The organism is Bradyrhizobium sp. C-145, assembly GCF_023375135.1.
Lineage (GTDB): Bacteria > Pseudomonadota > Alphaproteobacteria > Rhizobiales > Xanthobacteraceae > Bradyrhizobium > Bradyrhizobium zhanjiangense.
Map to the genome: position 1 here is coordinate 7,156,841 of NZ_CP088150.1, position 26,273 is coordinate 7,183,113.

At 58.8% G+C, this 26,273-nt stretch carries 23 protein-coding genes and 4 pseudogenes; 15 read left to right on the plus strand and 12 right to left on the minus strand.

Translation table 11 applies throughout. The features are described 5' to 3' along the window. Positions 1 to 524: 524 nt before the first annotated feature. The 4 genes from LRP30_RS33610 to LRP30_RS33625 form a co-directional block, all read right to left on the minus strand. A complete protein-coding gene (locus tag LRP30_RS33610; RefSeq protein WP_249757593.1) occupies positions 525 to 863 on the minus strand; it encodes a hypothetical protein in 339 nt (112 codons plus the stop codon). A gap of 88 nt (positions 864 to 951) precedes the next feature. Beyond that, a complete protein-coding gene (locus tag LRP30_RS33615; protein WP_249757594.1) occupies positions 952 to 1,455 on the minus strand; it encodes a hypothetical protein in 504 nt (167 codons plus the stop codon). 35 nt (positions 1,456 to 1,490) lie between these two features. Then, entirely contained in the window at positions 1,491 to 2,804 is a 1,314-nt protein-coding gene (locus LRP30_RS33620) for a hypothetical protein (RefSeq protein ID WP_249757595.1), read from the minus strand. A gap of 40 nt (positions 2,805 to 2,844) precedes the next feature. Next, entirely contained in the window at positions 2,845 to 4,482 is a 1,638-nt protein-coding gene (locus LRP30_RS33625; RefSeq protein WP_249757596.1) for a hypothetical protein, read from the minus strand. 17 nt (positions 4,483 to 4,499) lie between these two features. Between LRP30_RS33625 and LRP30_RS33630 the strand changes: the two genes are divergently transcribed. From LRP30_RS33630 to LRP30_RS33645, 4 genes are all read left to right on the plus strand, one after another. Further along, positions 4,500 to 4,661, plus strand: coding sequence for a hypothetical protein (locus LRP30_RS33630; protein ID WP_249757597.1), 162 nt, complete (start codon positions 4,500 to 4,502; stop codon positions 4,659 to 4,661). Between the two features lie 891 nt (positions 4,662 to 5,552). Next, positions 5,553 to 6,509 carry a S1/P1 nuclease gene (locus LRP30_RS33635; RefSeq protein WP_249757598.1) on the plus strand — a complete coding sequence of 319 codons (957 nt, stop codon included), beginning with the start codon at positions 5,553 to 5,555 and terminating at the stop codon, positions 6,507 to 6,509. Positions 6,510 to 6,690: 181 nt separating this feature from the next. After that, on the plus strand, positions 6,691 to 6,882 hold the full coding sequence (locus tag LRP30_RS33640; protein ID WP_249757599.1) for a hypothetical protein: 192 nt from the start codon (positions 6,691 to 6,693) through the stop codon (positions 6,880 to 6,882). Positions 6,883 to 7,923: 1,041 nt separating this feature from the next. Further along, positions 7,924 to 8,184, plus strand: coding sequence for a hypothetical protein (locus LRP30_RS33645; RefSeq protein ID WP_249757600.1), 261 nt, complete (start codon positions 7,924 to 7,926; stop codon positions 8,182 to 8,184). A 109-nt stretch (positions 8,185 to 8,293) separates the two neighbouring features. On the opposite strand, the gene LRP30_RS33650 is transcribed toward LRP30_RS33645, so the two are convergent. Together LRP30_RS33650 and LRP30_RS33655 are read right to left on the minus strand one after the other, a co-directional pair. Continuing rightward, on the minus strand, positions 8,294 to 8,599 hold the full coding sequence (locus LRP30_RS33650; protein ID WP_128947695.1) for a hypothetical protein: 306 nt from the start codon (positions 8,597 to 8,599) through the stop codon (positions 8,294 to 8,296). An 899-nt stretch (positions 8,600 to 9,498) separates the two neighbouring features. After that, entirely contained in the window at positions 9,499 to 10,893 is a 1,395-nt protein-coding gene (locus tag LRP30_RS33655) for a carbohydrate porin (protein ID WP_249757601.1), read from the minus strand. A gap of 539 nt (positions 10,894 to 11,432) precedes the next feature. On the opposite strand from LRP30_RS33655, the gene LRP30_RS33665 reads away from it, so the two are divergent. From LRP30_RS33665 to LRP30_RS33680, 4 genes are all read left to right on the plus strand, one after another. Beyond that, positions 11,433 to 11,597: a hypothetical protein gene (locus tag LRP30_RS33665; protein ID WP_249757602.1), complete on the plus strand. Its 165-nt coding sequence runs from the start codon at positions 11,433 to 11,435 to the stop codon at positions 11,595 to 11,597. A 625-nt stretch (positions 11,598 to 12,222) separates the two neighbouring features. Beyond that, positions 12,223 to 14,052, plus strand: coding sequence for an AAA family ATPase (locus LRP30_RS33670; protein ID WP_249757603.1), 1,830 nt, complete (start codon positions 12,223 to 12,225; stop codon positions 14,050 to 14,052). 278 nt (positions 14,053 to 14,330) lie between these two features. Continuing rightward, positions 14,331 to 14,540: a hypothetical protein gene (locus tag LRP30_RS33675; protein WP_249757604.1), complete on the plus strand. Its 210-nt coding sequence runs from the start codon at positions 14,331 to 14,333 to the stop codon at positions 14,538 to 14,540. 57 nt (positions 14,541 to 14,597) lie between these two features. After that, positions 14,598 to 14,741: a hypothetical protein gene (locus tag LRP30_RS33680; RefSeq protein ID WP_249757605.1), complete on the plus strand. Its 144-nt coding sequence runs from the start codon at positions 14,598 to 14,600 to the stop codon at positions 14,739 to 14,741. A 90-nt stretch (positions 14,742 to 14,831) separates the two neighbouring features. Here LRP30_RS33680 and LRP30_RS33685 read toward each other — a convergent pair whose 3' ends face one another. Continuing rightward, a complete protein-coding gene (locus LRP30_RS33685; RefSeq protein WP_249757606.1) occupies positions 14,832 to 15,500 on the minus strand; it encodes a dethiobiotin synthase in 669 nt (222 codons plus the stop codon). 935 nt (positions 15,501 to 16,435) lie between these two features. Between LRP30_RS33685 and LRP30_RS33690 the strand changes: the two genes are divergently transcribed. The 4 genes and pseudogenes from LRP30_RS33690 to LRP30_RS33705 all read left to right on the plus strand — a co-directional run bounded on the left by LRP30_RS33690 (position 16,436) and on the right by LRP30_RS33705 (position 20,532). Beyond that, positions 16,436 to 16,795 (plus strand): Dabb family protein, encoded by a 360-nt coding sequence (locus LRP30_RS33690; protein WP_249757607.1) that lies wholly within the window; start codon positions 16,436 to 16,438, stop codon positions 16,793 to 16,795. 150 nt (positions 16,796 to 16,945) lie between these two features. Further along, a pseudogene (gene pabB, locus LRP30_RS33695) lies at positions 16,946 to 18,341 on the plus strand (aminodeoxychorismate synthase component I). Then, positions 18,338 to 18,922, plus strand: a complete 585-nt coding sequence (locus LRP30_RS33700; RefSeq protein ID WP_249757608.1) for an aminodeoxychorismate/anthranilate synthase component II — start codon at positions 18,338 to 18,340, stop codon at positions 18,920 to 18,922. The pseudogene pabB and the gene LRP30_RS33700 overlap by 4 nt, the downstream one beginning before the upstream one ends. A 575-nt stretch (positions 18,923 to 19,497) precedes the next feature. Continuing rightward, on the plus strand, positions 19,498 to 20,532 hold the full coding sequence (locus LRP30_RS33705) for an IS110 family transposase (protein ID WP_249757609.1): 1,035 nt from the start codon (positions 19,498 to 19,500) through the stop codon (positions 20,530 to 20,532). A 389-nt stretch (positions 20,533 to 20,921) separates the two neighbouring features. Here the strand turns inward: LRP30_RS33705 and LRP30_RS33710 are convergent, their stop codons facing one another. Together LRP30_RS33710 and LRP30_RS33715 are read right to left on the minus strand one after the other, a co-directional pair. Then, positions 20,922 to 21,302 carry a nuclear transport factor 2 family protein gene (locus tag LRP30_RS33710; protein ID WP_249757610.1) on the minus strand — a complete coding sequence of 127 codons (381 nt, stop codon included), beginning with the start codon at positions 21,300 to 21,302 and terminating at the stop codon, positions 20,922 to 20,924. 47 nt (positions 21,303 to 21,349) lie between these two features. After that, positions 21,350 to 22,321 (minus strand): PAS domain S-box protein, encoded by a 972-nt coding sequence (locus tag LRP30_RS33715; protein ID WP_249757611.1) that lies wholly within the window; start codon positions 22,319 to 22,321, stop codon positions 21,350 to 21,352. A 263-nt stretch (positions 22,322 to 22,584) separates the two neighbouring features. Between LRP30_RS33715 and LRP30_RS33720 the strand changes: the two are divergent. Both LRP30_RS33720 and LRP30_RS33725 read left to right on the plus strand, forming a co-directional pair. Next, positions 22,585 to 22,668: pseudogene (locus LRP30_RS33720) on the plus strand (IS5/IS1182 family transposase); the annotation flags it as partial. A 140-nt stretch (positions 22,669 to 22,808) separates the two neighbouring features. After that, positions 22,809 to 23,246, plus strand: a complete 438-nt coding sequence (locus LRP30_RS33725; RefSeq protein ID WP_249757164.1) for a hypothetical protein — start codon at positions 22,809 to 22,811, stop codon at positions 23,244 to 23,246. Here the strand turns inward: LRP30_RS33725 and LRP30_RS33730 are convergent, their stop codons facing one another. From LRP30_RS33730 to LRP30_RS33740, 3 genes and pseudogenes are all read right to left on the minus strand, one after another. Continuing rightward, positions 23,247 to 24,830, minus strand: a complete 1,584-nt coding sequence (locus LRP30_RS33730; RefSeq protein WP_249761861.1) for an IS66 family transposase — start codon at positions 24,828 to 24,830, stop codon at positions 23,247 to 23,249. A gap of 99 nt (positions 24,831 to 24,929) precedes the next feature. After that, positions 24,930 to 25,280 carry an IS66 family insertion sequence element accessory protein TnpB gene (gene tnpB / locus LRP30_RS33735; RefSeq protein WP_249757165.1) on the minus strand — a complete coding sequence of 117 codons (351 nt, stop codon included), beginning with the start codon at positions 25,278 to 25,280 and terminating at the stop codon, positions 24,930 to 24,932. A gap of 212 nt (positions 25,281 to 25,492) precedes the next feature. Continuing rightward, positions 25,493 to 25,681: pseudogene (locus LRP30_RS33740) on the minus strand (transposase); the annotation flags it as partial. A 141-nt stretch (positions 25,682 to 25,822) separates the two neighbouring features. Between LRP30_RS33740 and LRP30_RS33745 the strand changes: the two are divergent. Continuing rightward, positions 25,823 to 26,155: pseudogene (locus tag LRP30_RS33745) on the plus strand (IS5 family transposase); the annotation flags it as partial. Positions 26,156 to 26,273: the final 118 nt, after the last annotated feature.

A 26,273-nucleotide genomic window follows, 5' to 3' on the forward strand; every position in this document is an offset into this window, starting at 1 on the left:
GGCCACGACGAGCCAAATGGTGCGATTTGGATGGCCGCTTGGCTCTAATAGCGCCAGGATCTCATCTCGATTGGAGGTCGAGAAATCTGATTGGTCGAGAGTGACGGGCCACGTCGCGACCTCGCCACTGCCTTGATCCGCGACCGTCTCAATCCTTTCCAAGGTATTGGCATGATGCAGTTGCATGCTCGGGCCCCTTGTGGTCCCCAATGATCATGCCGGGAACTAAACCAACTCTTAACAGCCGATGTCCCTCAGCACGAATAAGACAGCGGTGGATCGCGCAAGAAACCAAAAAAGGCGTGATGCCTGGCGGTCGCCCGGGAGCTCAACGCCAAGACGGCCGGACTGTGTTTGCAACCATGAGCTGCTGGACCGCCCTTGCATTCGTGCGATGCGCGGCGAAGCCTCCGACGGATCGACCCCTAGTATGTAGGCCGCCGTCCGGTGCACCAACTTGTCGGAAGTCGCAGGGCTGATGCACACAGAAAGAAGAACCCCACGAGGAATTCGCTACGGCTACTTTACTCAACGGTGAAGGTATTTGTTTCGTGATCCGCCTGGCCAGAACCAGGATTCACAAATATGAGCACCTCATGCTCCCCCGCAGAGAGTCTCCCCAGGCCAACGAAACCGGCTTGTTGTTGACCTGGATCAAGAAAGTCCGAGGTCCAGTTGTTGGTGAAAACATCATCGAGTTCGATGCCGACTTCAGCGTTGCCGCCGGCGTCGCCGACATTCACGACGGAAAAACTGACCCGCGTGCCTGACTCATGATGGGGCACGACATGTCCAGCCTCGTTATCCTCCGGGTCTGGCATCACCCCAATGCCTCCCCCAATCAACTCAAACATCGCTGACATATCGACTCCTTGAATTGTTGGGAGCGGTCATCACGACCTGCGCAACGCAAGCCCTGCCGGGTTCAGCCCAAGAGGTGCAATGCCGAGGTCAGCCGACCCCTTCGGTTGGCGGAGCCGCCTCCACGATCGCAATAAGATCGTCGTCCGCAACGATCTCGTCGAGCGAAGCCACGGACCGCTCCAACTGCAACATCTCGGTGGAGAAGTTGACCGGATTGCTGACGACCGAGATGCCTCTGCAGTCCGTCGCCTGGAACTCGATGCTCTTGTCGAGCAAGACCCCGTCCTGCTCGACGGAGCGCGTCATGGTAATACGGGCAATGCCGCCGCTCCTGACGAACAGATTGGTCTTGATCTGATAGCTGACGACCTGTCCATGCAAATTGGAGAACAGGTCCCGCACCTCCGGCTCGGGCTCGCCGATGTCGACCTCTTGGGTTTCCAGGAGCATGTAGCCCAACGTGCCGAGGTCGTTCGTGGCGCTGGTGAAGCCGGCGCCGTCGATCCAGACCGAGACGGCACCGATACCCAGGCCGATTGTGGTTGACGGGATGTTGACGGCTTCACCGAAGAACAACAATTTCACAATCATTTGCAGGCTACCTTTCGTCTTACTTCAATGTCCGTTCAGGGTGGATCCATTGGTGGCAGCCGCTTGGGATTGGTGCACACCCACGCGACCGCCTGAATTCCAGGAATTGTCAACGAGCCCGAAGCCATATCGAACGTGCGTCCGAAAAGGCTGAACGGTCCAACCGCAACCGATGTAGTGGCGGCATCAACATCAGCTGGCGTCCAGTTGGCCGTGATACGGACGTCACGCGTCAGAATGCACGCGATCGGGATCGCATTGAGAAGCCCGTCATTGTCAGGGCCGTCGAGCCCCTCCGAGAAGTCACCTTGCCGGAAGCCCGGCACAAACCAGTTGGGAAGCACGAGCAAACCGCTCGAATACCAGGGGCGGGACAGACTGAGGACGCAGAGGTCGAATTCAATTGAGACGCCACGTGCCGCGACCTGTTTGGGCGTTGTACCGGCCGCAATGAGCTCGGAGAAATTAGCCGGCTCTCTTGTCGGCCGGATAACTGCATGACCATCATTTGGCCCTTGGGTATGGGCGGCCCCATTCTGCGCTGCCGCCGCCGCCATCACCAGCGGAACGTGCCCAAGCCGCAACCGCCGGAAACTCGCGGCTGCCTGCGGCGTCTCGACATGCCGTATAAGATCGCCAAACTGGTTTTCGTTCACGGCGACGCCCGGATTGAGAGCGGTGAAAACGGTCCGCAGGGCTTCGCGGCTCAGGTGGATGTTGCCGGCTCCGCGGACAAATCTCGCCCCGTGGGCCACCGGAGGTTCGGGATTGACGATTTCATGGAAGCGCGAGTGAATCTTCTGAAGTTGCTCCGGCGTAACCTTCTCGGGAAGCAGCGGCCGGATGGCCTCCGGCGCGACCAACCATTTTTCGAGCTTGGGATTGACCGGGGCCGATCCAGAGGGAGCGTTGTCGCTGCCGACGATGCGATGATGAGACCAGTTGCCGGCAACCTGGGGATTGAACCAAGTGTCGGGAATCGCAGCCACCGGATGAAACGTGCTTGGTCCATCCAGCGAGCCAATCTCGTTCGCGAACGCGATCCTGGCCTGGCTCTTGATGGCCTCGAACAGCGCCGGGTCGGTGCCCGGGGCCGACTGAGAGCCGAGCAGCAAAATCTGGTACATCCCGTCAAGTGTTCGATCGCCGCGCTCAAAATAGGAATCGACGATACGCGGAACGACGTTGGCAACGCGCGACAGGATCTCGACCGCGCGTGCATGCAACTGATCAGGCACTGTAAGCGGAGATCCAATCTCGAAACCGATGGTCGAACTTGAACCATGCGGCGCGAATTGGGATTTTATTGTATCCCGAAACTCCTGCAGCGCTCCTGCAAGGGTCGACATCGTTCCGACTCCAGACCAAGAGACCTATTGCAAACCCGGATCATTCGGGGGGACTGACGGGAACGATGTCACTAAGGAAAGCCACGATCTGAGCCCCCTTGATTGTCAACGTGTTATTCTTGAACGTCGTTCCGAAGAAGCCGCTCCCGGATCGGCTCTCAAACTGCGAGCCCTGCCCGCTGGCGCTTGACTGAGCGTGGCTGGCCGTCCCTCCAAAATTGATGAAACCGAGACACACGCCTCCGGCAGCACCGAATTCGGACTGATCGGACATCGTCGACCCCTGCGCCGAACCGTAGCGCTCCTCGAGCTGGTTGCCGTCGGCGCCCCATTCTTCGGCACTGATCCTGACGTTCCGCACGACCAGGAATTGTTGCGGAATCATGGGCAACAGCTTGTGCGGGTCGTTCACCTGCCCATCTATCGTGCCGTCGCTGATGTCGCCCTTTTCCATCTCCGCCATGGTCCATTTCCGCATGTAGAACAGATCGCTGATCAGCCATGGGCGCATGATTGTACAGAGGCCATATTCCAGGTCGATGGTGAGCCCCTTGGCGGATTGGCTGAAGCTGTTCCTGAACTGTGCATTCGAAGTGCTCTGCCAGCCCGCACTCGATTCCGAGCTGGAGTGGCGCCCGCCGAATGCCATGAACCCGAAGGACACGGCGCCGCCGCCGCTGTTTCGCTCCGCGCGCTGATGCCAGGAGAACTGGCTTCCGGATGTCTGATTGAAATTGGTGAAGCTCTGATAGTCGCGTTGCGTCACTTGCAGGCGCGAAAAGCCTTCAGGCTGGTCCGGGTCGCACCAATTCGTCGGCAGGATAAATGAATACGGGATCTTGCTCGGAACGCCTGTCAACCCCAGGTTCCAAGCCTCGAATTCCCTTTTCGCTTTGGCGATCATGTGAGCCTGGACCGGCACACCGATGGCATTGAGCGTATCGAATGCGGCTTCGACACGATCGCCACCTTCAGCGAGAATGGCCTCCTGCGCCCGGTTCACAGCATTGATCAATGGAATGGAAGTAAAGGGAAACGCTTCAAGCTTCTCCGGATTCCGGTTTGCAGCCGCACGTGCCATATCCAGGGTCGTGCGGGCATCCTCCGCGGCGATAACGTTTCGCAGGTAGTTTGCATGGACTTCGGTCTTGCCAATCCGATTGCCCTCTTCATCGAACTTGTAGAGCACCCGCTCAGCGGCCTTGATCCGCGCCTTCAGTTCGTCCGAGAGTTCGGTAGCCGGGGGCGCCCTCATTCCCATGATGAGGCTCTCATACGCGAAGTCCAAATGCCTGCCCGTTGGATATTCGCGATAATCATCGTCCTTCACGACTTGAAGCATTGTCCTGCCTAGCAGTGCTGTCTTCCAGGCGGCTTCAAGCGATCGCAAAACCGGCAATGTCGGCGACGGCACGTCAGGCTCCGTCCCACCGCCAGGAGCTGCGCCAGGCAGCGTGCCCGGTCGCCCGCCGGCGAACTGTTGCGCGAGCGATGATCCTCCTATCGGAGTCCAGGGTCTCGCATAATCATCTGGAGATATCGGCATTCCCAACGTGAGTTGGGAGTAAACCCTCGTATTGATTGGCTTGCCGCCGCTATTTTTGGGCGACATTTGCTTTATGCGATCAATCAATTGCTCAAAAATGCTGAGTACAGCTGCGCCAGGTTCATTGTCCATTTGAAGCGCCCTCTAAAATGAAAGATCTGAAACAAAATAGCCAGAAGTCGGGTCGCAAACCTAACATAGTTCATCCAGAGCGCGAACTCAAGAACGAAGATGACGGTGGTGAGCAGCCTCTGGTCCTGATTGCGTGGTTTGTATTGGTTTGTCTTGAAGAATTAGGCTGGCGAGTATGAAATCAATTCAAACACAAACTGGTGATGGGGCTTCCGCCAGCATTAACGGAGCAAGCTACAATGCGTGACCGCCACGATCGCGATCGGAACAATTGACGGAAGCCACGTCCCCCATGGGAGCGGCCCCGACGGCCGATTGAGGAAGCGCCTATGTGACGAGCGGCGGCGACACTCTTCTAGTGGTTGATACGATGGACAATGCGGTGGTGACCACGATCCCAGTGCTCCCGCTCGCCAGCGGGGTGGCATAATCGGAATGGCAGAGACAGGCCTTCGTACCAAGCGGCCAATGAATCTAGCGTATTCGCGACGGCTCAAACAAGCTGCTGACCACGATAACATCGAGCGAGCCCGATGGACTCGCGGTTAGCCCGGATGAAATGACGTGTCTGTGGTGCACGGTTGGCAGCATCAACATCATCAATGCGCTCAAGAAAATGCTGATCGCGCAAATCCCAGTGCCGGCGTTGCGTTTGCGCCGGATGGCAACCGTCCCTATGTGGCGAGTCTTCACGGCACGGTCACGGTGCTCGATATCGACGCGAGGCGAGTCGCAGGCGCGATTGCGGTACGGGATGGCGCCGCGGCGATCGCCATGGTCTCGTTGCCGAAAAGCACGCTCGCCGGATCCGCGGGCGCCTAGCAAACTAACACGCCCCCTTCGGGTCGAGATCCGGAGTTCAGCGCGCCTCTGCCTAATGGCGGAGTATCGATCGAGCATGGGCAAACGGACGGTCGCTGCCGTACGGCAGCGTAATCTGTCGCAACAGACGAAGCGGACATCCACACTGTCGTCTTGGCCTGCTATCTAGAATTGTGAAGCGTTTCATACTAACTTGGCCGGCCACGAACTTAGAATGTCGGTAAAGTCTTTTTTGTTAGGAGAAATTTATGACCCCGCGCCGCTCGCTTGGTATTCTTGCTTGCATCGCCTTGATTTTGGGGAGCCTCACGGGCCCTGCCTCGGCCTGGTGGGATGCCGGTCACATGCAGATTGCCTACGTGGCCTATAAGAAGCTCGATGCGTCAGTTAAAGACAAGGTCGACGTCCTGCTGCGGCTAAATCCGGACTATGAAAAATGGACATCCGGCATCACAGACCCCAAGACCGCCAAGCTCTACGCATTCGTCCATGCGGCGACCTGGGCGGACGACATCAAGACCAAGGAATACAACTATACGCGTGACAAGGTGGATAGTCCGACGGCCGGCCAGAACATCGGCTATTCGGACAAGAACCAGCACGCTTACTGGCATTATAAGGACTTGAATTGGACGCCGGACGGAACGCCGCTTCCGCCTCCGGACGCTGTCGATCTCGTCACGCAGCTGAAATTGATGATTGCAGCCCTTCCGGCAAGTTCGGGCGCGTCGGATGATGTTCGCTCGTATGACCTTGTCTGGATTTTGCATCTCGTTGGCGATGCGCATCAGCCACTCCATGGCAGCGGCCGGTACACGCGACAAATTCCGGATGGCGATGCCGGCGGCAATGCCGAACAGGTGATACCGGCAACCGGTGAGCCCGTGGCCCTTCATGCCTATTGGGACAGTCTTTTTGGAGGTTACGTGTCGCCTTACGGAGCCATATTTGACGCGGACGCCAGGGAAGGGCTTGCAAGTCTCGCCGTCAACGAGGTTGCGGCTAAGGTCGCGGACCCGCAAAAATGGATCGATGAGAGCGCTGAACTCGCCAAGCAGTATGCTTACGCCGCACCGGTAAGCCTTGGAAACAATCCGGTTCTCCTGACCCGCGACTATGAGACCAACGTCCGGAACATCGCGCGCAGCCAAGCGGCTTTGGCGGCAGCAAGGCTCGCCAACCTGATCAACAACGCATTGAAGTAGGCCACAGCTGGCATTGCGCGGCGTGCATTCTTGCCATCCGACCATGACGAGATCATAGAGCAGTTGATCGAACAGCTCAGAGAGCTGGAGCTCAACTTGGCTAGTCGTGAGTTGGCTGGCAAGCATGGGCCGAAGTAGCCTCATGTCCCGGCACTGAAACTGCGCATTCAGGATTGGCCAATTGCGCCGCAACGTCGGGCTGCAGGGTCTGGAATTGTTTTCCGATGATGGCCGGGTTTATGATCTCCCGGATAAGCCTAATCGGGGCGTCAGTATTGCGCTGCCTGAAGAGCGCTGCATCGAGCTGAGAAAAGATGCCCATTCCAAAGAGCGCGATAGCAATGCCTCGAAACATGGTTGTGGCCCGGATTGAACGATGCTGACAAAGCTCAAAACGGCCCCAGCCGCAGGATGGGGTAAGCAGCCGGGACCGGCATTCCCATTCCACGTGCCGCGATCGGCGGTAGGCGCCACGCAACGAGATTTGGCATACAGACGCTAACGATCCGCTTCATGAGACCGCCTGCCGCTTTCATTCGGCTCGATGGGAGGCGCAGCGAGATCATTCGCCGTCTGCGGCTTCGCTGAGCTGTTGTACGATTTTTTCCCAAGCCTGTGTGGCCTCTAACTCGTGCCATGGTCTTGGCCATCCTCTTGCCGCGCACGCTGGTCGACGCGCTGCCGCTAGGCAGCCGTCACGCGATTAAGGGCAGAAGGGGACCACCAGGGCTGGAAGATCGCCGCGCGAAAGTGCCGCCGTACCAGGCCTGCAGCTTTGCCAGCTAGGCTCAACTTTCGAAGCGAAACTAACCCGAAAGATAAAGCGAAAGAGTAGCGCACTCTGAACAATGGTGTAGGACGTTTGCGCCGTCCCCTGTTAATGCCATCGTCATTTATGGGTTGTATGCTCCTACCCTGGATTGCATATTTTTCCCATTGTCGACCGCCTATTGCTTTCAACAATCATGGTTTGGGCAGTAATGAGTGATCGAGGTCGGTTTTGCAATTATTCGACTATTCTGGGCGAACGGGTCGAGGGACTGGTCGCACTATTTCGAGAACTGCAGACCCTGCGGCGTCGCCTACGAGCCGCTCAGGCGAGAAGGATTGCCACGACTAGCCGTATCCCCAAGGCCAGCCGTAGAAGAAGAGTTCTTCGGCGGAGCTAGGTATCGCAAGCTCGTAGAGCCGTTCATACGACGATCGAGCTTGCCACCTCGCCATTGTTGGGGAGCTCGCATCGGATCGCTTTTACCGACACCTACATATTCAGCCTTTGCCTGCGCAGCACCGAAGCATTGGGGCAACAGTCTCACAGCACTTTGGACCAGTGCACGATTCTTAGTTTGCGTCGTGTGCGCGATTCAGGCCTGCTATCTGTACGAACCAGACAGAATATTGGGGGACAGAGAAAATGATCGTACGGGCCGGGGCCATTGTTGCCTTGTTGCTGATCCCGCTGGGATCCGAAGCCTTCGCTTCGCGTCACCATAGGCCCACAGGGCGCATCTCTTGCAGCGAGGTCAGATACTACGTTGCGAAATATTCGGCACCAGTGGCCGAGATGTACGCTCGTAACCATGGCGCTACCGACGCACAGATCGAGCGGGCACGCCGTTGCTTAGCCCCAAACGAGACTGCGGAAACCGAGCGACCACGCGCTTATACTGATTGAACTGCTGATCGCCACCCGCTCCTCCTCAATGGAGGAAAACTACTCGCCGTCTCCGCGAAAGCTACGTCTGTTGTCCGCCCAACTCGGACCCTGAGCCTGCTTTAAGCGCTTAATGAACGTCTCGGTCTAACTCTCGCAACAGTCGATGAAGGAAGTCGCTCGCGTGATTATATTGTGCCCCGCCGTCCAGGATCTGATGAGCGAGTGGTGCCATTATGTTGCCAACAGCCTCAGGGCCAATCAGCTCGGTCCGTGATGACCACAACTCCAACAGCCCGTCCGGGATGTGTTCGCTCGATGCAAATAGTTTGAGGAGCCGGCCTTCGGCGACACCGTTATGATCATGGTGGGCCTTGGCCGCATAAAAGGCGAACAACCCACGAAAGGCCTCACGGGAAACGGAAGGCTTAGCCATCGCAATGTCCCCCACAGAGTGTTTCAAATGAATTTGCGAAATCTGGAACTAAACGGAGGCTATTCGAAATCCTCACACGAAGAAGATTCTACAGCAGACCGGGAAAAACCGGCAAGCCCTTAATCCATGGTAGATGCGGCTCACGCCGGATGGCTTTTGACGTAATCGCAACCCGACTGCGTTCATTTTTCTTAAAGTAAAGGTGTAGCCGAACAACCTGCCGCTCAGGTCGCTGAGGCTATGGGCCCGGGCGTCCAGGCAAACTGGGCCCGCTCTTCAAAAGTCTCCCATAAGTCAGAGAGCCCAGCGCAAACCCCGAGCTTGACGTGGCCTGGCCGATGACATTACCGCATGGACGAGGTTGTCGCCTTCGAACGTTAGATAGCTACCCTTTGCCATGACACAAAGTGGACGCACGGCGTCGAGCCGTAAAATTCCTCGAAGCACATATGGTAATGGAGGTCTGGAGCGGAGCTCGCCGCATCGCGAGATTGACGGTCGGTACGCCTGGGGAAAAGGATCATGCGTCCACGCCCGATCAACGGCGTAGCGCCTGAAAAACTGAAGATGACATTGCGCGCGAGCAGCTTGGCCCACGCGGCGTTCCTGGAGCTCCCGACCCAGCTCGTATGGTCCCGCAAGTCGAGACGAACACGCCCAAGCACATCGACCCCGGTCATACCGCCTGAAGCGGGACGGCCGCTTAGGCCTATCGCCAAGTGGGTCTGGAACGTTGCCGGCTGCAGTCTGCCAGCGCGCTTTCATCTCCGGGACTCACAAGATCAATTCCCCGGCCGCGGCATACAACAACCGTAGCCGTCCGCGGCGCACCTCCGAAATCCTTCATGCGCGGATAGTTCTTCCGCGTAGGAGGAGCCTCCTCAGTCGGGGGCCTCCACCTAGAATTTCATCGTCGTACGCAGACCGAAGACTACCGCGTTCTTGAGCGCTTTGCCCCGCATCGGTCCCGCCGGATCCGTCGCGCCGCCGCCGGGGTGGATGACATATTGGAAGTTGGGCTGGACCGTCCAGCCGTCCCTTAGCTGGTACTGATACACGGCCGTTAACAGTGCTTCGAAGCTGCGTACCGGCCACGCCGGACCGACGAGTGCGCGATAGTCGGCGTCGAGCGCCTGGGCGCGTTTCGAGACGTGCGCATAGCCCGCCGCGACGCCGAACTTGTCGTCCGGCCGTTTTTCGCTGAGGCCGATGAATTCGAGCCCGGCGTCGGCGTAGAGATCGATCAGGTTGCGGTCGGCGGGAGCGCCGGAGACGCGAGCGAATACGCCAATTCCCCGGTCATCGCTCTTGGGCACGCGATAGATCTGCTGCTCGAAGACCGCCCATCCGCCGACGTCGCCCGCCAACATGAGCGGAGTGCTGCTGCTGATCGGTGCCGCAAGCGAAACGCCGTTGTTGGCGAGTTGAAGATCGGAGAATGGCCCGAAGTGACGCCATCCGCCGAACTTGATCTGGCCCGCCAGATTGGGATCGCCCTTCTTGTTGTTCCAGGCGTACTGGATCTGGCCGAGCACGAGAGGTGGATCGTTGATTCGGAAGTTGACGCCATATCGGTTACGTTGTTGCGGGTCGCCCGGGCCTGGACCTGCCTGATTGCCGTCGAAGATGCCTCCGAGGACGGATAGCTGATCCGTGATGTTGAGCAGCACCCGGGTACCCATTGCCGCCAACGGCGGCGACGGGCCGCCGCTGGGCAGGTCGAGCGATGTGATCGCCGGCCACCCCATCGAGGCGTTGGTGAAGACGTCGGTGTATTTCGTGTTGAAGAACTCGCTGTCGGCGGCGAGCTGCCCGAACTTCAGAGAGACCTTTTTGTCACCCCACTGCTTTTCGAAATAGGCTTCGTATAGGCGCGTCGAGGGCAACGCTTCGATGCCGCTGACGACGAAGAGGTTATCGAGATAGTTGCGCGACAGTCCCTCGCCGTGAATCTGGAACATGTTGGCGTGGAAGGTCAGCTTGTCGATGCCGGCGAGCTTCTGCAAGTCGACATCGACCGCGAGGTTCAGCCGGCCTTCGTAGATCGCTCCTTGCTTCAGTCCGCCGGAGACATTTCCGAGCGTCTCGCCGATGTAGGTCGCGGCGAACTTGATCCCGTATTTCTGGAAGGGATTCGGCAGAAGACCGAGCATCTTCTCCTCGACCGTGCTTTCGCCGGTGTCCGGATCGGCGGGCTTGTCTTCGTCCGTCTTCTTGTCCTCCTGCGCGAAAACATGCGTCCCCGCGAGTAGCCCCGCGACCAGGATGGCCGGCGCCAGGCATCTAACGGACATGTTCAATTGAACCGCATACGGAGAACTCCACGATACGATGCATTGGGGCACGGTCGGACGGCAAACTCAAGAGCGCAACATGACCTCTTCCGGAATCCGACATGCGAAGGTCGTGGGCAAGCATGCAATGGCAGAATCCGAACCGACTGGACGCGACTGACGCCTGTCTAATTCGTCCGTTGCTGAGAACCGAACTATATTAGCGATCAGCCCGGCGCAAATGCCGGGCGTTGCCCTCGTCTCCAGAGCACAGCTCGCAGGAATGAGCACGTGCGCCGGCGACCCAGTCATACTACCGTCTGGATCACACACCAGGGGTTTTCGCTTCGCAGCTCAGTCCTCGAGCACGCTATCGTTTCCCTTTAAGTCCTGCGATGGTCTCACGCTGTGGGACCTGCTGCGGGCGATAGCGTGACTCGCGCTCACGAGGCGCGGGGGGCGTTCCGACGGATTGCGACTAATCCTAGCTTGGAGCTCCGTAAGATCGGCGAACACGTCGGCTTGCCGGCACATCTCGTCGGCGATCATAGGAGGATGGAGTGCCAGTGCGCCCGGATAACCGTGCGCCGCAAAGCCATGACCTCATGGCCTTTGTCACCCCACTGGAGTGTGCCGCTTATGTTCGAACAGCCGTGACAATCGGCTTCAACGACGGCTTCAATGCCATCATCGGCGGGCGAGCTCCGGCAAAAGCGACTTCCTAGAATACCTGCGCTTCGGTTTGGTCGTACTGACAAGGATTTCAATGCAAAGCTTGATCCCGCAAAGCCGCGAAGCCTAGCTCGTCAGCGAAACCTTGGCGGGCGACGGTTGGGCGGAGCTTACACGAAGGCGACCTGCTTCTGAACGCGCGGCGCGCTCGTCACGTCCGTGTGTCTCCCTCGCCAGCGCCGTAGTTCCAGGCTTTTGGGCAAGCTGTGTTGTTCATCGGATGCGTCGCTTCACGACCGTGTCCTTAAATGCGTGAAGAAGCCCAAAAGATCCTAAACGCCCGAGTTCGCGCTGCCTTCCGATCGCTCACGGCGCCGAAGGTGGGCTTCTCTTTTAACGGGTGCGAATTGCCTTCAAAAACTCGCCGCCTGGCCGAAAGACGATCTCCCAGAGATAGCGGTTGCCGTCGCACACGATCTGAACCGTTTGGCCGAGCAGATCGCTAACATTAATGATGTCCCCGATGCTCTGGATGTCTTCTTCCGATATCGATCGAGGCCGCCGTTCTCGTCCTGCGTCGCCTTATCCCATTTCCCTATGGATTCTTGGGAAATACTCTCGAAATCGGCGAGTAGGATAGCTTATAGTCGCGCGCTACGCGTACAAGGGGGCTTCTCGGTGCACGACAGTTCGGTGGAAAGAGCCAGATGGCTCCGCAATTTGCTGCGCTTTTTGCCTCTGCGCAGCCAATTCGTACTCTCCGGCAATACGCGGGACCTTCAGATCCACGAGGTCGGTCCGGGCGAGTTGACCGCAGCGCCGCTATCGAGGGTCCTGCCGGACGTTTTAAGGGCAGCTGGTTATGGGCGGATCGCATGGTTCGATCTTCTGAACGGATTTCGGGACGTCGAGACTGCCGACGGAAGCTACCTCACTCAACTGGGTCTAGTGCCGACTGCTGGCACAGCGGCGGGCGGGATCGATCTATTGTCGACGACGCTCGAACGGCACGTCATGGCTGAAGGCCAGCCCTCCGCCCTTATCGTCGACTTTGCCTCAAGGCTGATCGCGCGAAACGATGCCTTATCACCTGCCGAGCACCAGCTTTTCTCCCGGGCGCTGATCCTGTCTCATGCGGCGCGCGCGCGTCCGGCGGGCGATAAGCGGCTGCCCTTCTTCAATACGGTCGTCTGGATCGTCGACAAGGAGGGTGATCTGCCTGATTGGTTCCTGATCGGAAACCCGAAGATCAGACACGTGCCCATCGGGCGACCGGATCATCTTGCGAGAAGGAGCATGATCCGCTCCCTTGTCCGAAGTCTACCCGGCGCGCAGAACGCGGACCAATCTGCCCTAGAAAAGTGTACTCAAGGATTCGTGGACGAGACTGAAGGCCTTCTGTTGCTCGACGTCAGCGCGGTCGCGCAGCTCGCCCGCAGCGAAGGCGTGCAGTTCGATCGGATCGGGGATGCCGTGCGGCGCTTCAAAGTGGGCGTGACTGAGGATCCCTGGCGCAAGATCAGTCGCGACAAGATCACTTCGGGTGAAGAATTCGTCAGACGCCGCGTCAAGGGACAGTCTCACGCAGTCACGCATATGCTCGATATCGTCAAGCGCGCGGTGACGGGGATCGGACAATCGCCGCGCGGCGGCCGGCCAAGAGGTGTCGTCTTTCTTGCCGGGCCGACCGGTGTCGGCAAGACGGAACTCGCCAAGACCATTACCAGCCTGCTTTTCGGCGATGAATCCGCGTATATCCGCTTCGACATGTCGGAGTTCAGTGCCGAGCACTCGGACCAGCGGCTGATCGGCGCACCGCCCGGCTATATCGGATATGATGTCGGCGGCGAGCTCACGAACGCGATCCGTGAAAAGCCGTTCAGCGTCGTCCTGTTCGACGAGATCGAAAAGGCCCATCCGAGGATTCTCGACAAATTCCTGCAGGTCCTCGACGACGGCGTCCTCACCTCGGGACGAGGCGATCGTGTCTATTTCTCCGAAGCCTTCATTGTCTTCACCTCAAATTTAGGCATCTACGTACCGGGGCCATCTGGTGAGAGAATTGCCAACGTCACGCTCGAAGAGACCTTCGACGGCGTGCGGAGAAAGGTCCGAAGCGAGATCGAAAAGCACTTCAAACAGGTCCTCAACCGGCCCGAGATATTGAACCGGATCGGAGAGAACGTCATCGTCTTCGATTTCGTCCGGCCCGAGGTTGCAAACGAGATATTCGATCAGATGGTCGACAACCTGCTCAAGGACGTCAGCTCGCTCGGCTATGGCGTGACTTTGACCGGAGCTGCCCGCGAGATCCTTCGCGGCCTGTGCCTTCCTGATCTTTCAAACGGCGGCCGCGGCATCCGCAATCAGGTTGAATCTCACCTTATCAACCCGCTGTCGCGCAGTCTCTTCGATCGCGGAGCGGAAGCCGGACACAGATACAGGATTGAACAGATTCGACCTGGGCCATCGACCACGATCGATCTCGTGAGCGAGCAGTCCCCATGAGGATGGTCAATCTGTCGCGCATCCATTTCCCGGTCACAACGTTGGGGCCTGGCCGAAGGATCGGGATCTGGTTTCAAGGCTGTGGAGGCAGCATCCAATGAGCGGCCAGTAGGACGGGGAATTCGGGACCGAAGCGCGTCAGCGCAAGGCATCCAACCGTATCCCGGAGGGTCCCTCGGTCGGAGCCTCCTTGCCCTGCCGCTCATCCTTCGCTCCTCAAGGAATTCCCGTCCGGCCGCGATTGGCGAAGCCGGTAAAACCAAACGGGAGTACGAAAGATGAAACGCAACGAAAAGAAACCGGCGCCGCACGCAGTCTATGTGGTCGAAGGAGAAGGTGACAAGACCTTCTGGACCAAGATCGGCGCAGCTTGGACGCACCGGGACGGCAAGGGCTTCAACATCCAGCTAAGCTGCCTGCCCGTGAACGGGCGCGTAGTTCTCCGCGATCCGAAGGTCGCCGAGGACGACGAGGAGGCGGGGCGATGAGCCCCGCCGCTACGCGGCACTACCGCGTCCGTCTCAACGCACTGGGAGTCTCACGACATGATCGTCCTCGCCGTCAGCAAGGAAGCCGCCATTGCCAAGGCAATCGCCATCAACGACCTGACCGGCCTCGGCCAAGTGTCCACCAGCCCAAGAGCAGTTGACTGGGACGCCAGCGCCCTCGGTCTGGAGGTGCTCCAATGAGCGCCCTCCTTCACAACTCCGTCGTTCACGGTGACTGTATCAACGTGATGCGCAAGATGAAGTCCGCCTCGGTGGATTTCATCTTTAGCGTCATGACTTGAAATCATCGCGCAAGAAGGAGGTCTTGAACGCAGCTTGCAGCGTGTCTGCCGACAGAGGCGCAATCCAGGGCAGTCGCCCTAACCACCGCACCCGTCCAATCTCGCAAATCGCCCTCACAGCATCCGAATTCTTTTCGCCAACGAAAGCGATTCCAAGAATGTCAATCTGGCGCCTTCGGAGCGCCTCTATGGACAGCAGTGAACAATTAATCGTGCCCAAAGTTGTGCGCGCGCAGAGCACGACAGGAAGTCGCCATGTCTCCAAGACGTCAATGTAAAGCGAGCCGCAATTCAGCGGCTCCATTAGTCCCCCGGTCCCCTCGATCACGAGCGGCTGTCCGCCGGTGTCCGGCAGGTCCAGCGATTCCATTTTGATGCGAACCTCGTCAAGCTCCGCGGAATAGTGCGGCCAAACGGCTGTTTGCAGTCGGCACCCCTCAGGCACGATGCGATCTGGCGAAAGATTTGCAAGCCGAGCGACGCACTCGGTGTCCGTTTCTCCTTCGAGGCCGGCTTGAATCGGTTTCCAAAACTTCGCACCGAGGAGATTGACGAGTCCTGCGCAGAACACCGTCTTTCCGACGCCGGCGCCTGTACCTGTGACCACGATCCGCTGCTGGCTCGTCGAGCTTGACCTCTTGTCCAGCGTTGTACGCACCTCATTCTCCATTATATGCAGCGACAGCTCGCAAAGCGGGCGCCGGTCGACAGGACCGCCTTACTCTTCGGCAGACTTGAACGCACGGCGCCCTCACCTCCCGGGTTCGAGCAACGGCTGCCCAGCAACCCTACTGCGGGTATCACCCCGTCAAGGCTACGAACAGCACAATTCATGCAAGATACCCGTCGCGATCCGTGCCCGCCGCACCCGTCTTAAAAGGCTTCCGGATGCCGACTGTTACGTTGAACCATAGATGGTTGCCGCGCGCGCCATTGCGCCCTCCGAGGGTTGCTTTTCCTGCGTTGTGGCAGGTTAAGATTGTCATTGGCGCACAAATACCGTCCGGATCGGACGGAGGCATTCACGTGTCCCAGAATGTACCCTAATAGATGCAGAACGGTACGCTTCGAACAATAGCCCTACGATTGATGACTGACTTCACCTGATCTGTGGTCATTGAATTAGCGCGGAGTCGTCCTGCCTAGAAAAACGGCGGTGATTTTTGCATTTTCCACTTTGCGCGCCGGAGTTTCCGCCGAGGCACGAGCGGGCTCCGCCGACTCGCATAATCGATCACGATGATCCTGCCAAACAACGCGTCGGCCCCTCGCTGGTGGCGCGATATGCAGCGAGTGTCCGTTTTCGAACGGGACGAGTCCCGGAAACGTTCGATATTTGAGGTGGCAGCAGCGCCTTTAAAGGGCTCAGAGCGCGGCACGTCGATCACGCCTCACCTGCGTAAGCAACATTCAGAGCATGAGGCACGATAATTGTCAGATCCTGCTCAAATATCTTGGGAAGTTCTGCTGCACAGTCGAGGCATTGTACAGCGTCAAAGACCGCCCTGCTGCCGGTGCCTGTTCAAGCATTGCCTTGAGCTCGATCCCGATATATGAACGCGGCCAAGTTGCGGCGTCACGTTTGCGGCCCCCATGATCCGTCACATCGTCTTCTTCACAGCCAGGGATAAGGCCGGTATCGACCAAATCGTCGAAGGTCTATCGGTTCTCACCTCAATCCCATATGCACGCCGGCTCGAGATTGCGCGCAACCGCAAGAGCGATCAGCTCGGCAATGACATCGACGTCGTGGTGTACGGGGAGTTTGATAGCGAGACGGATCTCACTGCGTACAAAACGCACAATTTGTATCGAGAAGCGATCCGATGCGTACGGCCACTCCGGGAGTTGCGCTTTGCCGCTGACTATGAGCTGTCAACAGACGTGCGTTTCGCTGGAACGGCAGGGCTAACGCAAGTCGCTCGGCGCAACGGACCAGCTGGCCGTGGGTAGCTGGATGATCAGCCACAAGGTCTTGTCCGCTCAGGCGTTCGGCACCCGGCGCGCGCTGCGTACCCCGCGAACATCGGAAACAACGCTCCTTCGGAAGGGCATCACGCGGCGCAGGCCTCACAACCTGCCGGACGTCGGTAACAGATAGCTATGCACGTCCGCGAGTTGCAGTGGATTGAGCCTGTCAAGGCGCTGCGATGCTTTGCGCAGCGGCCGCAGCTTACCTTTCTCGATAGCGCGGCAGGCCATGAGCTGCTTGGGCGCTACTCATATCTGGCCTGCGAGCCGTTCAGCACCTATTTGGGTCGCCGATGAACAGGCAAGTTGGAATGGAGAGGCACTTTCAGGCGATCCATGGGAGGTCCTCCGCGGCCTTCTTGCGAGATACAAAGGAGCGCATCGCCCCGATCTCCCCCCATTCCAGGGCGGCGCAGCCGGCTTCCTTGGTTACAATCTGAACCGAACACTGGAGCGGCTGCCGCGGCCGTCAGTTCTCGGCCTCCGGTTGCCTCAATCAATCCTGCATTTTTACGATGTGGTGGTCAGCTTCGATCACAAGGACCAAAGGTGCTGGATCGTCTCGACCGGATGGCCCGAGCAGGACCCCACCCGAAGAGCCGATCGCGCGCTTCGTCGCGCCGACGAGTTTGCAGCACTGCTTGCCAGGCCAAAGTCGCCGCGGATCATAATCCCCAGCACGGCGGGCGCTTGGCATTCGAACTATAGCCGTGAACGCTTCATCGCAGCGGTCCAGCGCGTCGTCGGTTTGATCCTGGCTGGAGATATATTCCAAGCGAACATCGCGCAACGCTTCAGTGCCAGGGTTTCGCCCCTGTTCGATCCGCTCACTTTTTATTGCCAGCTCCGGTCATTGAACCCGGCACCGTTCGCAGCGCTCTTGCGCTACGATAAGCTGACGATCGCATCGAGCTCTCCTGAGCGATTTCTGAAACTTGACGGACGGCAGGTCGAAACGCGCCCGATCAAGGGCACGATCGCGCGTTCCGCCGATTCCGCGGAAGATGGGCGCCGTGCCGAACTCCTTCTTGCGTCCGAGAAGGATCGCGCCGAGAACATTATGATCGTCGACCTGCTGCGCAACGATCTGTCACGCGTTTGTACCGACAATTCGGTCGAGGTTACCGCACTGTGCAACTTGGAATCCTATGCGTCAGTGCACCATCTCGTCTCGATCGTCAGGGGCGCACTTGCTGCGGACAAAGACGCCGTCGGCCTGCTTCGCGCCTGCTTTCCGGGCGGCTCCGTTACCGGCGTTCCGAAGGTGCGAGCAATGGAGATCATTGCGGACATCGAGGGAGTGGCACGAGAGGTCTATTGCGGGGCGATCGGTTTCATTGGATTCAATGGACAGATGGACACGAACATTGCGATCCGCACCGTGATGATCGACGACGACCTAGCTGTGTTTCATGCAGGGGGTGGAATAACGGCGATGTCGGATCCTGAAGCCGAGTACGAGGAGACGCTTGCCAAGGCACAGCGACTCTTCGACGCCTTTGGTGCCGATCCATCTGGTGTGTTTTGATCTTCATCGTCGACAATTACGATTCCTTCGTGTTCAATATTGCGCGCTATTTCCGCGAGCTCGGAGAAGAGACGCAAGTCGTCCGGAATGACGCGATCAGCTTCACCGATCTCGTCGCGCTCCAGGCGCGTGCAATCGTGATCTCTCCCGGGCCGTGCACGCCAATGGAGGCCGGCATATCCACTACCGTTGTCCGCGAACTGTCGGGTCGCGTTCCAATTCTTGGCATCTGTCTTGGGCACCAGTGTATTGGGAGCGTTTTCGGCGGTCGCGTGGCGCGCGCGCGTTGTCCCATGCACGGCCGCGCCTCACACATTACTCATGACGGCCGAGGGTTGTTCAAGGAACTCCCGTCTCCACTTCCTGTTGGACGCTATCATTCTCTGGCGGTCGAACTCGAGGAGTCAGACGCGCAGCATCTCGTGGTGACAGCCCGTTCAATTGAAGGTGAGATCATGGCTTTGGCACATAGGCATCACCCAACCTATGGCGTGCAATTCCACCCCGAGTCAGTACTTACTCAACAAGGGCACGTGTTGCTTATGAATTTCTTGCAATTGGCGGCCACTTTCAAAGCGTGAGATCGGAGACTTCGTGGCGAGCTGCGTATTCGTGAATCGCGCCGCAGAGGTCGGACAAGATGTAACCAGAAAGCGGAATAGCTCAGATGGTACGCTACGTACGCAACTTTGCAATTGAATTACCTGGAACCGTCGGCCTCTTCGCATCACCTCCATTCGGTAAGTCGGGGTCATCTTCTGGCTTACGGGTGTTTCCACTCCTCACTTGGCCACCGGTGCCTATGGGATCGGCGGTTCTCTTCGGTATCGGATCAACGCTCCTGTTATCTGCCAAAGCTTCGCGTATCGATCCGGCTCGCCATGCCTATAGGATTCGCCGCCCTCATCTCGCGCGCTGTCCGGTGATACCGGGACGAGACGTCAACACCGCGGCTGTAACACCACGATCGCGGAGTGGGAATCCGCAGGCTGGTTGAGATCAGAGAAACAAGAGGAGGTGCACAACCGAACTAGGCTAGATGCCGTAATGGGCCCTGCTCGGAGCAAGGGGTGATGATGGTGGCTGTCCCCCGATAGATGATGAAACGGGGTCACGACTTGAGTCGGCCCCAAGCATCTGGAGACGGAGGACAGCCGTGGAGAACTATGCCGGAATCGACGTGTCATTGGAACTGTCGAGCGTATGCGTTGTGGATGCCCAAGGTAAAATCCTGAAGGAAGCGAAGGTCGCGAGCGAACCCGACGCCTTGGTTGAATTTTTCGAGACGCTTGGCTTTGCAGTGAAGCGGATCGGGCTGGAGGCTGGGCCGCTGTCGCAATGGCTGCACTCGGGGCTGAAAAGAGCAGGGTTCGAGACGGTTCTGCTCGAAACGCGACATGTGAAGGCCGCATTGTCTGCGATGACGGTGAAGACTGATCGCAAGGATGCGCGCGGGATCGCCCAGTTGATCCGGATGGGCTGGTTCCGGCCGGTGCACGCAAAGTCGGTCGATGCGCAGGAGATCCGGGCCCTCCTGATCGCGCGCAAACAGCTTCTCGGGCGGCTGATCGACGTGGAGTTGAGTATCCGCGGGATTTTGCGTGGCTTTGGGCTGAAGGTTGGCCCGGTGACGCGCAAGAATTTCGAAGCGCGGATCCGAGAGTTAGTTGCGGGTCAGGCGACATTGGAACGCATTGCTACAGCGATGCTTTCGGCACGATCGGCCTTGAAGGCAGAGTACGGAAGGCTACACAAGGCTGTGCTGGCAATTGTGCGTCACGATGCGGTTTGTCGCCGGCTCATGACAGTGCCGGGCGTTGGTCCCCTGGTGGCTGTTACCTACAAATCGGCGATTGATGACCCTCATCGCATCGTAAAATCGAAGGCAGCAGGCGCGCTGTTCGGGCTCACACCAAAGAAATACCAATCAGGAGAAAAGGACGTCACGGGCGGAATCACGCTGGCCGGAGACGAGATAGTGCGCACGGTGTTGTATGAGGCTGCCAACGTTCTGTTATCGCGCATCACGCGGTTCTCAAAACTCAAGCGCTGGGGGATGGACGTCGCCAAGCGGCGAGGTTCGAAGCGCGCAAAAGTCGCTCTAGCACGTAAGCTGGCAGTGATCCTGCATCGGATCTGGGTCGACGGCACAACTTACCGATGGACCGAAGCGGGGCCGATCGCAGCATAGAAGACGTGGAGGAGATCAAGAACGCAACCGGGCTGAACTGAAGCCCAGTGCCCGAAGTCCCGTCGCCGGGACGGTGGATCCGGTGAAGCCGTTACACGGCCAGTGGTCGTCATCTGACGAACCACGCGTATCTAGATAGGCTCACCGCTCCCTCTGACAGCATGAGGTGGCGGCCAGGCGTTGACCACGGACAGAAGCATGAGCTCGGCGGCGTGACGTCTACTCGGGAGGCTTGACATCATCGGGCCCATTACAGAAGGCCGTGTACCTATAAACGGCGTCGTCATGTGACGGGTGACCACGCCCGCTTTGGTCCTATAGCGACCAAGTTCGTGCGGCAGCGCAGTATGTCGCGATGGGCTATGAGCAGTCGCGAAGGCAGGGCGTTGCTAGCTCACTCGCTCTACAAGATGCGCACGCGAGGGTGCAGGGTCAAACCGATCGGCGAAATATTGCGTTTCGTTGGCGACCAGCCCTTCGCGGAATTCCATGATACTCACCGCGTATGATGGCATATCGTCGTAGGTAAGCACGAATTCAGTGACCCAGAGATTACCGCTCCCGATAATTCGCCGGACCGTAAAACGCTTCTTGTTTGGCTGGAGGAACCTGCTCTCTTGAATGTTGTGCCGGCCCCGTATCTGCTCGCCGGATTGCGGATAATCAAGCACAGCATCTTCGTGATAGATCTCGTGTTCGGTCTTGAAGTCGCTCGTGTCCGAAGCATCCCAATGGCGCTCCAACGCCAGTCGCACGGTTCGATCATCCATCTCAATCTCCCACCTACCCTTCCGGCTCTATCGGGCTTGTTGCGATCTCAGACCGGCAGTGTAATTTCGCAGACAAGTCCGTCTTTGCGCCAGTCAAAGTGAACTTTTCCCTTTAACTGAGTGATCATTCCTTCAATGATGCGGCCACCAACGCCCTTTCGCGTGGGTTCCTGCGCGGCAGGACCACCTGTCTCGGTCCAGCGTAGATCCAATTGACCGCGAGCCTCATGCGACCATTGCAAGCGGACCTGGCCGTTGGACTGAGACAAAGCACCGTACTTCGCGGCGTTGGTGGCCAGCTCGTGCAGCGTCATGGCAATTGCCTGAGCGACGCCGGGTTCTAACACAATATGCGGTCCATCCATCAGCAGTCCCTTCCCCGAATATGGAGCGAGTTCCTGTTCGGCAATCGCCGATAGATCGGCGCCTATCCAGCGTGTCGCGACAAAGAGCGAGCAAACCCTCGCAAGCGCTTCGATCCGCCCAACAATCGCCTGTTTGAGATCTTCCGGCGAGCTTGATTGAGAAAGATTCACTGCCGCCAGAACGCTCGCGAGCATGTTCTTGCTGCGGTGCTCGGCCTCGCGTGCCAATGTCGTGATCATCTCCTGATTTTTCTTTTGCTCGGTGATATCTCTCGCGATCTTTGATGCGCCAACGATCTTGCCGCTGGAATCTTTGACAGGAGAAACGGTCAGCGAAACGACAATGAGGCTGCCGTGCTTAGTTTGGCGAACAGTCTCAAAATGGTCGATGCGCTCACCTCGCCTGATGCGAGTAAGTATCTCGCGCTCCTCGCTTTGGCGGTCCTCAGGGATAACAAGCGTAATGGGCTGACCAATCGCCTCACTGGGCGAGTAGCCGAAGATGCGCTCGGCCCCCCTGTTCCAGCTCAAAATGATGCCATCGAGATTCTTGCTCACAATCGCGTCGTCGCTGGATTCGACTATGGAGGCGAGCCAGCGCAACCGTTGCTCACTTTCGCGAAGTGCATTTTTAAAGTCGCTTTTTCGCGTCATAGGGATGATCCCCTGGTCCAGAAGCTCTGCGGGCCTTGACGGCAAAATCATAGCACCAATGTTCCGTCCAGCATTGACCCGCCAACGTAGAAATCTGGTGCCAGTTCATGAGGTCGCCTTTGGTCATTTTTGACGGTTTGAGCGGAGATTGTCGGCTAGCTGATGTCCGCTTCTACCCCGTAAGCGTCCAACCGGAGCGTGCCCGGAAGCGTTGCGTCTGGCCGGATCCCTGTGATTCAAGCTTCCAAACTCGGGGTTGCATCATGCGCTACGAACTCGCCGATTATGAAGGGATTGCCAACAAGCCCATGTTGCCGAACAAACCGCGTGGCGTTCCTCGGGTTAACGGTGAGCGTCACGAGAGGATCACCGTGCCCGGCCTTGACTTGCGCGGAATGCTTTGGATTGCCCGATCGAGGTGATTGACGCTGCCGTTGCGTGATGATGGGGTGACCGCGGGTTAGAGCGGGCGACGGGGGACCTCGGAATGACCAGCGAGTCGCAGCTGCGCGAGAAGCTTCGGAAGATCGAGGCGTTGTTCGCGGGTGCGGGAACTGCCGGTGAGCGCCTCGCGGCGGAAGCTGCGCTACAGCGGGTGCGTGCTCGGGTCGAGGAGCTGGCTCGCCACGATCCGCCAATCGAGCAGCAATTGTCACTTCCCGACCAATGGTCGCGGCACCTGTTCTTGGCGCTTTGCCGCCGGTACGGGCTGCGGCCGTTTCGTTATCACCGCCAGCGACGCAACACGGTGATGATCCGTGCCTCACGAGGCTTCGTCGACAAGGTTCTGCTACCGGAGTTCACCGAGCTGGAGAGGGCGCTGCAAGTCTATCTGCACGAGGTGACGCAACGCGTGATCCGCGAAGAGATCTATGACGACACCAGCGATGCGCAGGAAGTTCCAGATGCCCTGCCGTCGAACTGATCAGGCGGCGAGCTTTGCCTGCGGACTATCGCGCTCGGCCTTCCAATTCCACGGCAACAGCATGTGCAGCTGATTGATCTTTGTACGACCGGAGACGACGCGATCGAGAACATCGGTCAGATAGTGCCGCGGGTCGATGTCTTGCAGCTTTGCCGTGTTGATAAGCGACGCGAGAATGGCCCATGTCTCGGCACCGCCTTCACTGCCGGCGAACAAATAGTTCTTCTTTCCCAGGCCTATCGGCTTGATGCTGCGCTCGACCGTATTGTTGTCTATTTCAATGCGTCCGTCATCGATGAAGCGCGTCAGGCCGTCCCAATGGTTGAGGGTGTAGCGGATGGCTTTGCCCAGACCGGACTTCTTCGAGACTTCCAGCAGTCGCGCCTCGAGCCAGGGTTTGAAGTCCTCGATCAGCGGCCTGGTGTCGGTTCGCCGCACCACAGCCCGATGCGTCGCCGGCAGACCGCGGATGCGATCCTCAATGGCGTAGAACATCGCGATCCGTTGCAGCGCTTCCGCGGCAATCGGCGACTTCGTCGCGACGTGAACGTCCCAGAACTTCCGCCGCGCATGCGCGAAGCAGAACGCCAGCTGCACCAGACGGCCGCCGTTCTTGATCAGGCCCTTGTAGGCGGCATAGCCGTCGACCTGCAGGATGCCGTGGTAGTTCCCGAACAGCTGCTTGGCGCGGATCGCCTTGCGATCCTCGGCAAACATGTAGACCACCGCCGGCGGCGCCAGGCCGCTCCACGGACGGTCGTCGGTGGCGATCGCCCAGAACTGGCAGACTTTGGTCCTGCCACGGCCGGGATCGAGAACCGGCAGCGGCGTCTCGTCGGCAAACAGCCGCGGGTAGGACATCACTGTGTCGCGCAACAGCGTGTGAAGCGGCTTCAGCCACCAGGCGGCGCGGCCCATCCACGAGGCCAGCGTCTGCCGGTCGAGCGTGATGCCTTGCGCGGCGAACATCTGTTCCTGCCGATACAGCGGCAGCTGGTAGCCGTATTTCATCACCGCGATGTGGGCCAGCAAGGCTTCCGTCACCATCCCGCCGTCGATCGCCTGGGCCGGCGCGGGTGCCTGCTGCACACTCTGGCGGCATCCCCGGCAGCCGTACCGCGGACGCACAATGCGCTTGACCCGGTACTGCATCGGAATGACGTCGAAGGCTTCCTTGACGGTCTCCCCGATCTTGTGCAGCGGCTCGCCGCAGCAGGGGCAGATGTGGCTCTCGATATCGATCATGACGTCGATGCGCGGCAAATGCTCCGGAAGCTTCCCCCGGTTGCGTCGCGCCGGTCGCTTGCTACGGCCTTCCGCTCCATCAGGCAGCCTGCCTCCGGTCACGTCGTCGTTGGCGGCGGCACCAGCCGCCTGCGCCGTGATGGTGAAGAGAGACAGCTGTCCGGAATCCAGTGTCTCGGAGCGGGGACCGAAGATCGTGTGCTTGTACTGGGACAGGATCATCAGGAGCTTGTCGTTCTCCTGAACCGCAGCGTCGCGTTGGGCGATCGCCGCATCACGCTCGGCCGCCAGCGTGCCGCATTCCGCCGACAACGCCGCAAGCCGTGACGATAGCTTCATCACGGCTTGTCGGAGCACGGCTGGATCGGAAGGCAAATCAATCATGCAGCGTAATCGTACAACAACTCTGCATGAATGACGAACTACTCTTGATAAGGATCAACCAGCTCGTGCTGGCTGATCCACAACACGCATTGGCACACGCTTCCAGTCTGAGCCATCGAGCAGCACCGAGAGCTGAGCATGAGATAGCGGCATGACGCCTTCCTTGATCGGCGGCCAGGTGAATTGCCCCTCGATTCTCTTGTAGTAAAGGACAAGGCCGCTTCCGTCCCAGGTCAGGATCTTCACGCGATCTCGGCGCTTGGAGCGGAAGATATAAAGTCCGCCGTCGAACGGATCGGCTCCAAACGCCTCGCTCACCAGCATCGCCAGTGAGTCCATGCCGCGACGGAAATCGACCGGCTGCGTCGCGATCCAGATCGACAATCCGGGTCGCAGCCCGATCATCGGCAAACCGTCCCGACTGCCGCCAGCACCTCGCACAGCGCCCGCCGGTCGACCGTCCCCCTGACACGGATGCGAACCGCGCCGACCTCGATCTCGATTGCCGCCTGCTCCTCACACGACCGTAATTTGCTCCCGCAGCCGGTGATCGCGACCGGCACAAAGCCAGGTGGCACGTCTCCAGCCCCACGCTCCGCGACCTTCGCCCGCGTCGTTTGACGACGCCACAGAAACAACAGGCTTGGGCTGATGTCATGTCGCCGCGCCACCGCGGACACGCTTGCACCCGGCGCAAAACTCTCCGCGATAATCGCCCCCTTCGCATTGGTCGACCAGCGTCGGCGCCGGCCGGTCCCGGTGATGATCTCGACACGCTGCAGCGTGTCGGCGCCGTCTTCGAGGATAGGTGTATGCCTATCCTTATCGCTATCCTTACGACTATCCTTTGACATGCAGGCCTCGTGACTAACCATTCCACGAGATCTTCCTAACCCACCAGATCAGCCCTCAGCCCGTGGTCCCGGGATGACGCTCACGGTTAACGTAACGACCGTCGTGTCCTCGATGGCGTCTTCTGGGTCTTGCGCTCTGGAGCACCTTGGCGTGATCTGCCCGACATGTTTAGTCCGTATACCACTTGCTACAACCGCTTCGTCCATTGGCGGCGGGCTGGTGTCTGGGCCGCATCAAAGATGCACTTGCTGCTGCGCACGAACACTGTCCAAATGATCGACACCTCGATTGTCCGCGTGCATCAGCATGGAGCCTGCATCACTAGGAATCGGCGCCAATCGATGGGAAGGTCACGCGGCGGCTTGACGAGTAAAATCCACGCGGTGGTCGATAGCAATGGTTTGCCAGTACGGCTGACGCTGAACTGTCATCCTGTCCGCCTGCTCAAGCACGGAGCCGTCCCGATGCCGGCAGCTACGAAGTTCGCAGTGGCCTGCCCAGCGTCTTTGTCTTTGTCTACTGAGACAATAGACCGAGCCGCCG

Bases quoted from the DNA above. Each gene is read 5' to 3' on its own strand.
- LRP30_RS33610 (WP_249757593.1), bottom strand. From the start codon at position 863: ATGTCAGCGATGTTTGAGTTGATTGGGGGAGGCATTGGGGTGATGCCA.
- LRP30_RS33615 (WP_249757594.1), bottom strand. From the start codon at position 1,455: ATGATTGTGAAATTGTTGTTCTTCGGTGAAGCCGTCAACATCCCGTCA.
- LRP30_RS33620 (WP_249757595.1), bottom strand. From the start codon at position 2,804: ATGTCGACCCTTGCAGGAGCGCTGCAGGAGTTTCGGGATACAATAAAA.
- LRP30_RS33625 (WP_249757596.1), bottom strand. From the start codon at position 4,482: ATGGACAATGAACCTGGCGCAGCTGTACTCAGCATTTTTGAGCAATTG.
- LRP30_RS33630 (WP_249757597.1), top strand. From the start codon at position 4,500: ATGAAAGATCTGAAACAAAATAGCCAGAAGTCGGGTCGCAAACCTAAC.
- LRP30_RS33635 (WP_249757598.1), top strand. From the start codon at position 5,553: ATGACCCCGCGCCGCTCGCTTGGTATTCTTGCTTGCATCGCCTTGATT.
- LRP30_RS33645 (WP_249757600.1), top strand. From the start codon at position 7,924: ATGATCGTACGGGCCGGGGCCATTGTTGCCTTGTTGCTGATCCCGCTG.
- LRP30_RS33650 (WP_128947695.1), bottom strand. From the start codon at position 8,599: ATGGCTAAGCCTTCCGTTTCCCGTGAGGCCTTTCGTGGGTTGTTCGCC.
- LRP30_RS33655 (WP_249757601.1), bottom strand. From the start codon at position 10,893: ATGTCCGTTAGATGCCTGGCGCCGGCCATCCTGGTCGCGGGGCTACTC.
- LRP30_RS33675 (WP_249757604.1), top strand. From the start codon at position 14,331: ATGAAACGCAACGAAAAGAAACCGGCGCCGCACGCAGTCTATGTGGTC.
- LRP30_RS33680 (WP_249757605.1), top strand. From the start codon at position 14,598: ATGATCGTCCTCGCCGTCAGCAAGGAAGCCGCCATTGCCAAGGCAATC.
- LRP30_RS33690 (WP_249757607.1), top strand. From the start codon at position 16,436: ATGATCCGTCACATCGTCTTCTTCACAGCCAGGGATAAGGCCGGTATC.
- LRP30_RS33710 (WP_249757610.1), bottom strand. From the start codon at position 21,302: ATGGATGATCGAACCGTGCGACTGGCGTTGGAGCGCCATTGGGATGCT.
- LRP30_RS33715 (WP_249757611.1), bottom strand. From the start codon at position 22,321: ATGACGCGAAAAAGCGACTTTAAAAATGCACTTCGCGAAAGTGAGCAA.
- LRP30_RS33725 (WP_249757164.1), top strand. From the start codon at position 22,809: ATGACCAGCGAGTCGCAGCTGCGCGAGAAGCTTCGGAAGATCGAGGCG.
- LRP30_RS33730 (WP_249761861.1), bottom strand. From the start codon at position 24,830: ATGAAGCTATCGTCACGGCTTGCGGCGTTGTCGGCGGAATGCGGCACG.
- tnpB (WP_249757165.1), bottom strand. From the start codon at position 25,280: ATGATCGGGCTGCGACCCGGATTGTCGATCTGGATCGCGACGCAGCCG.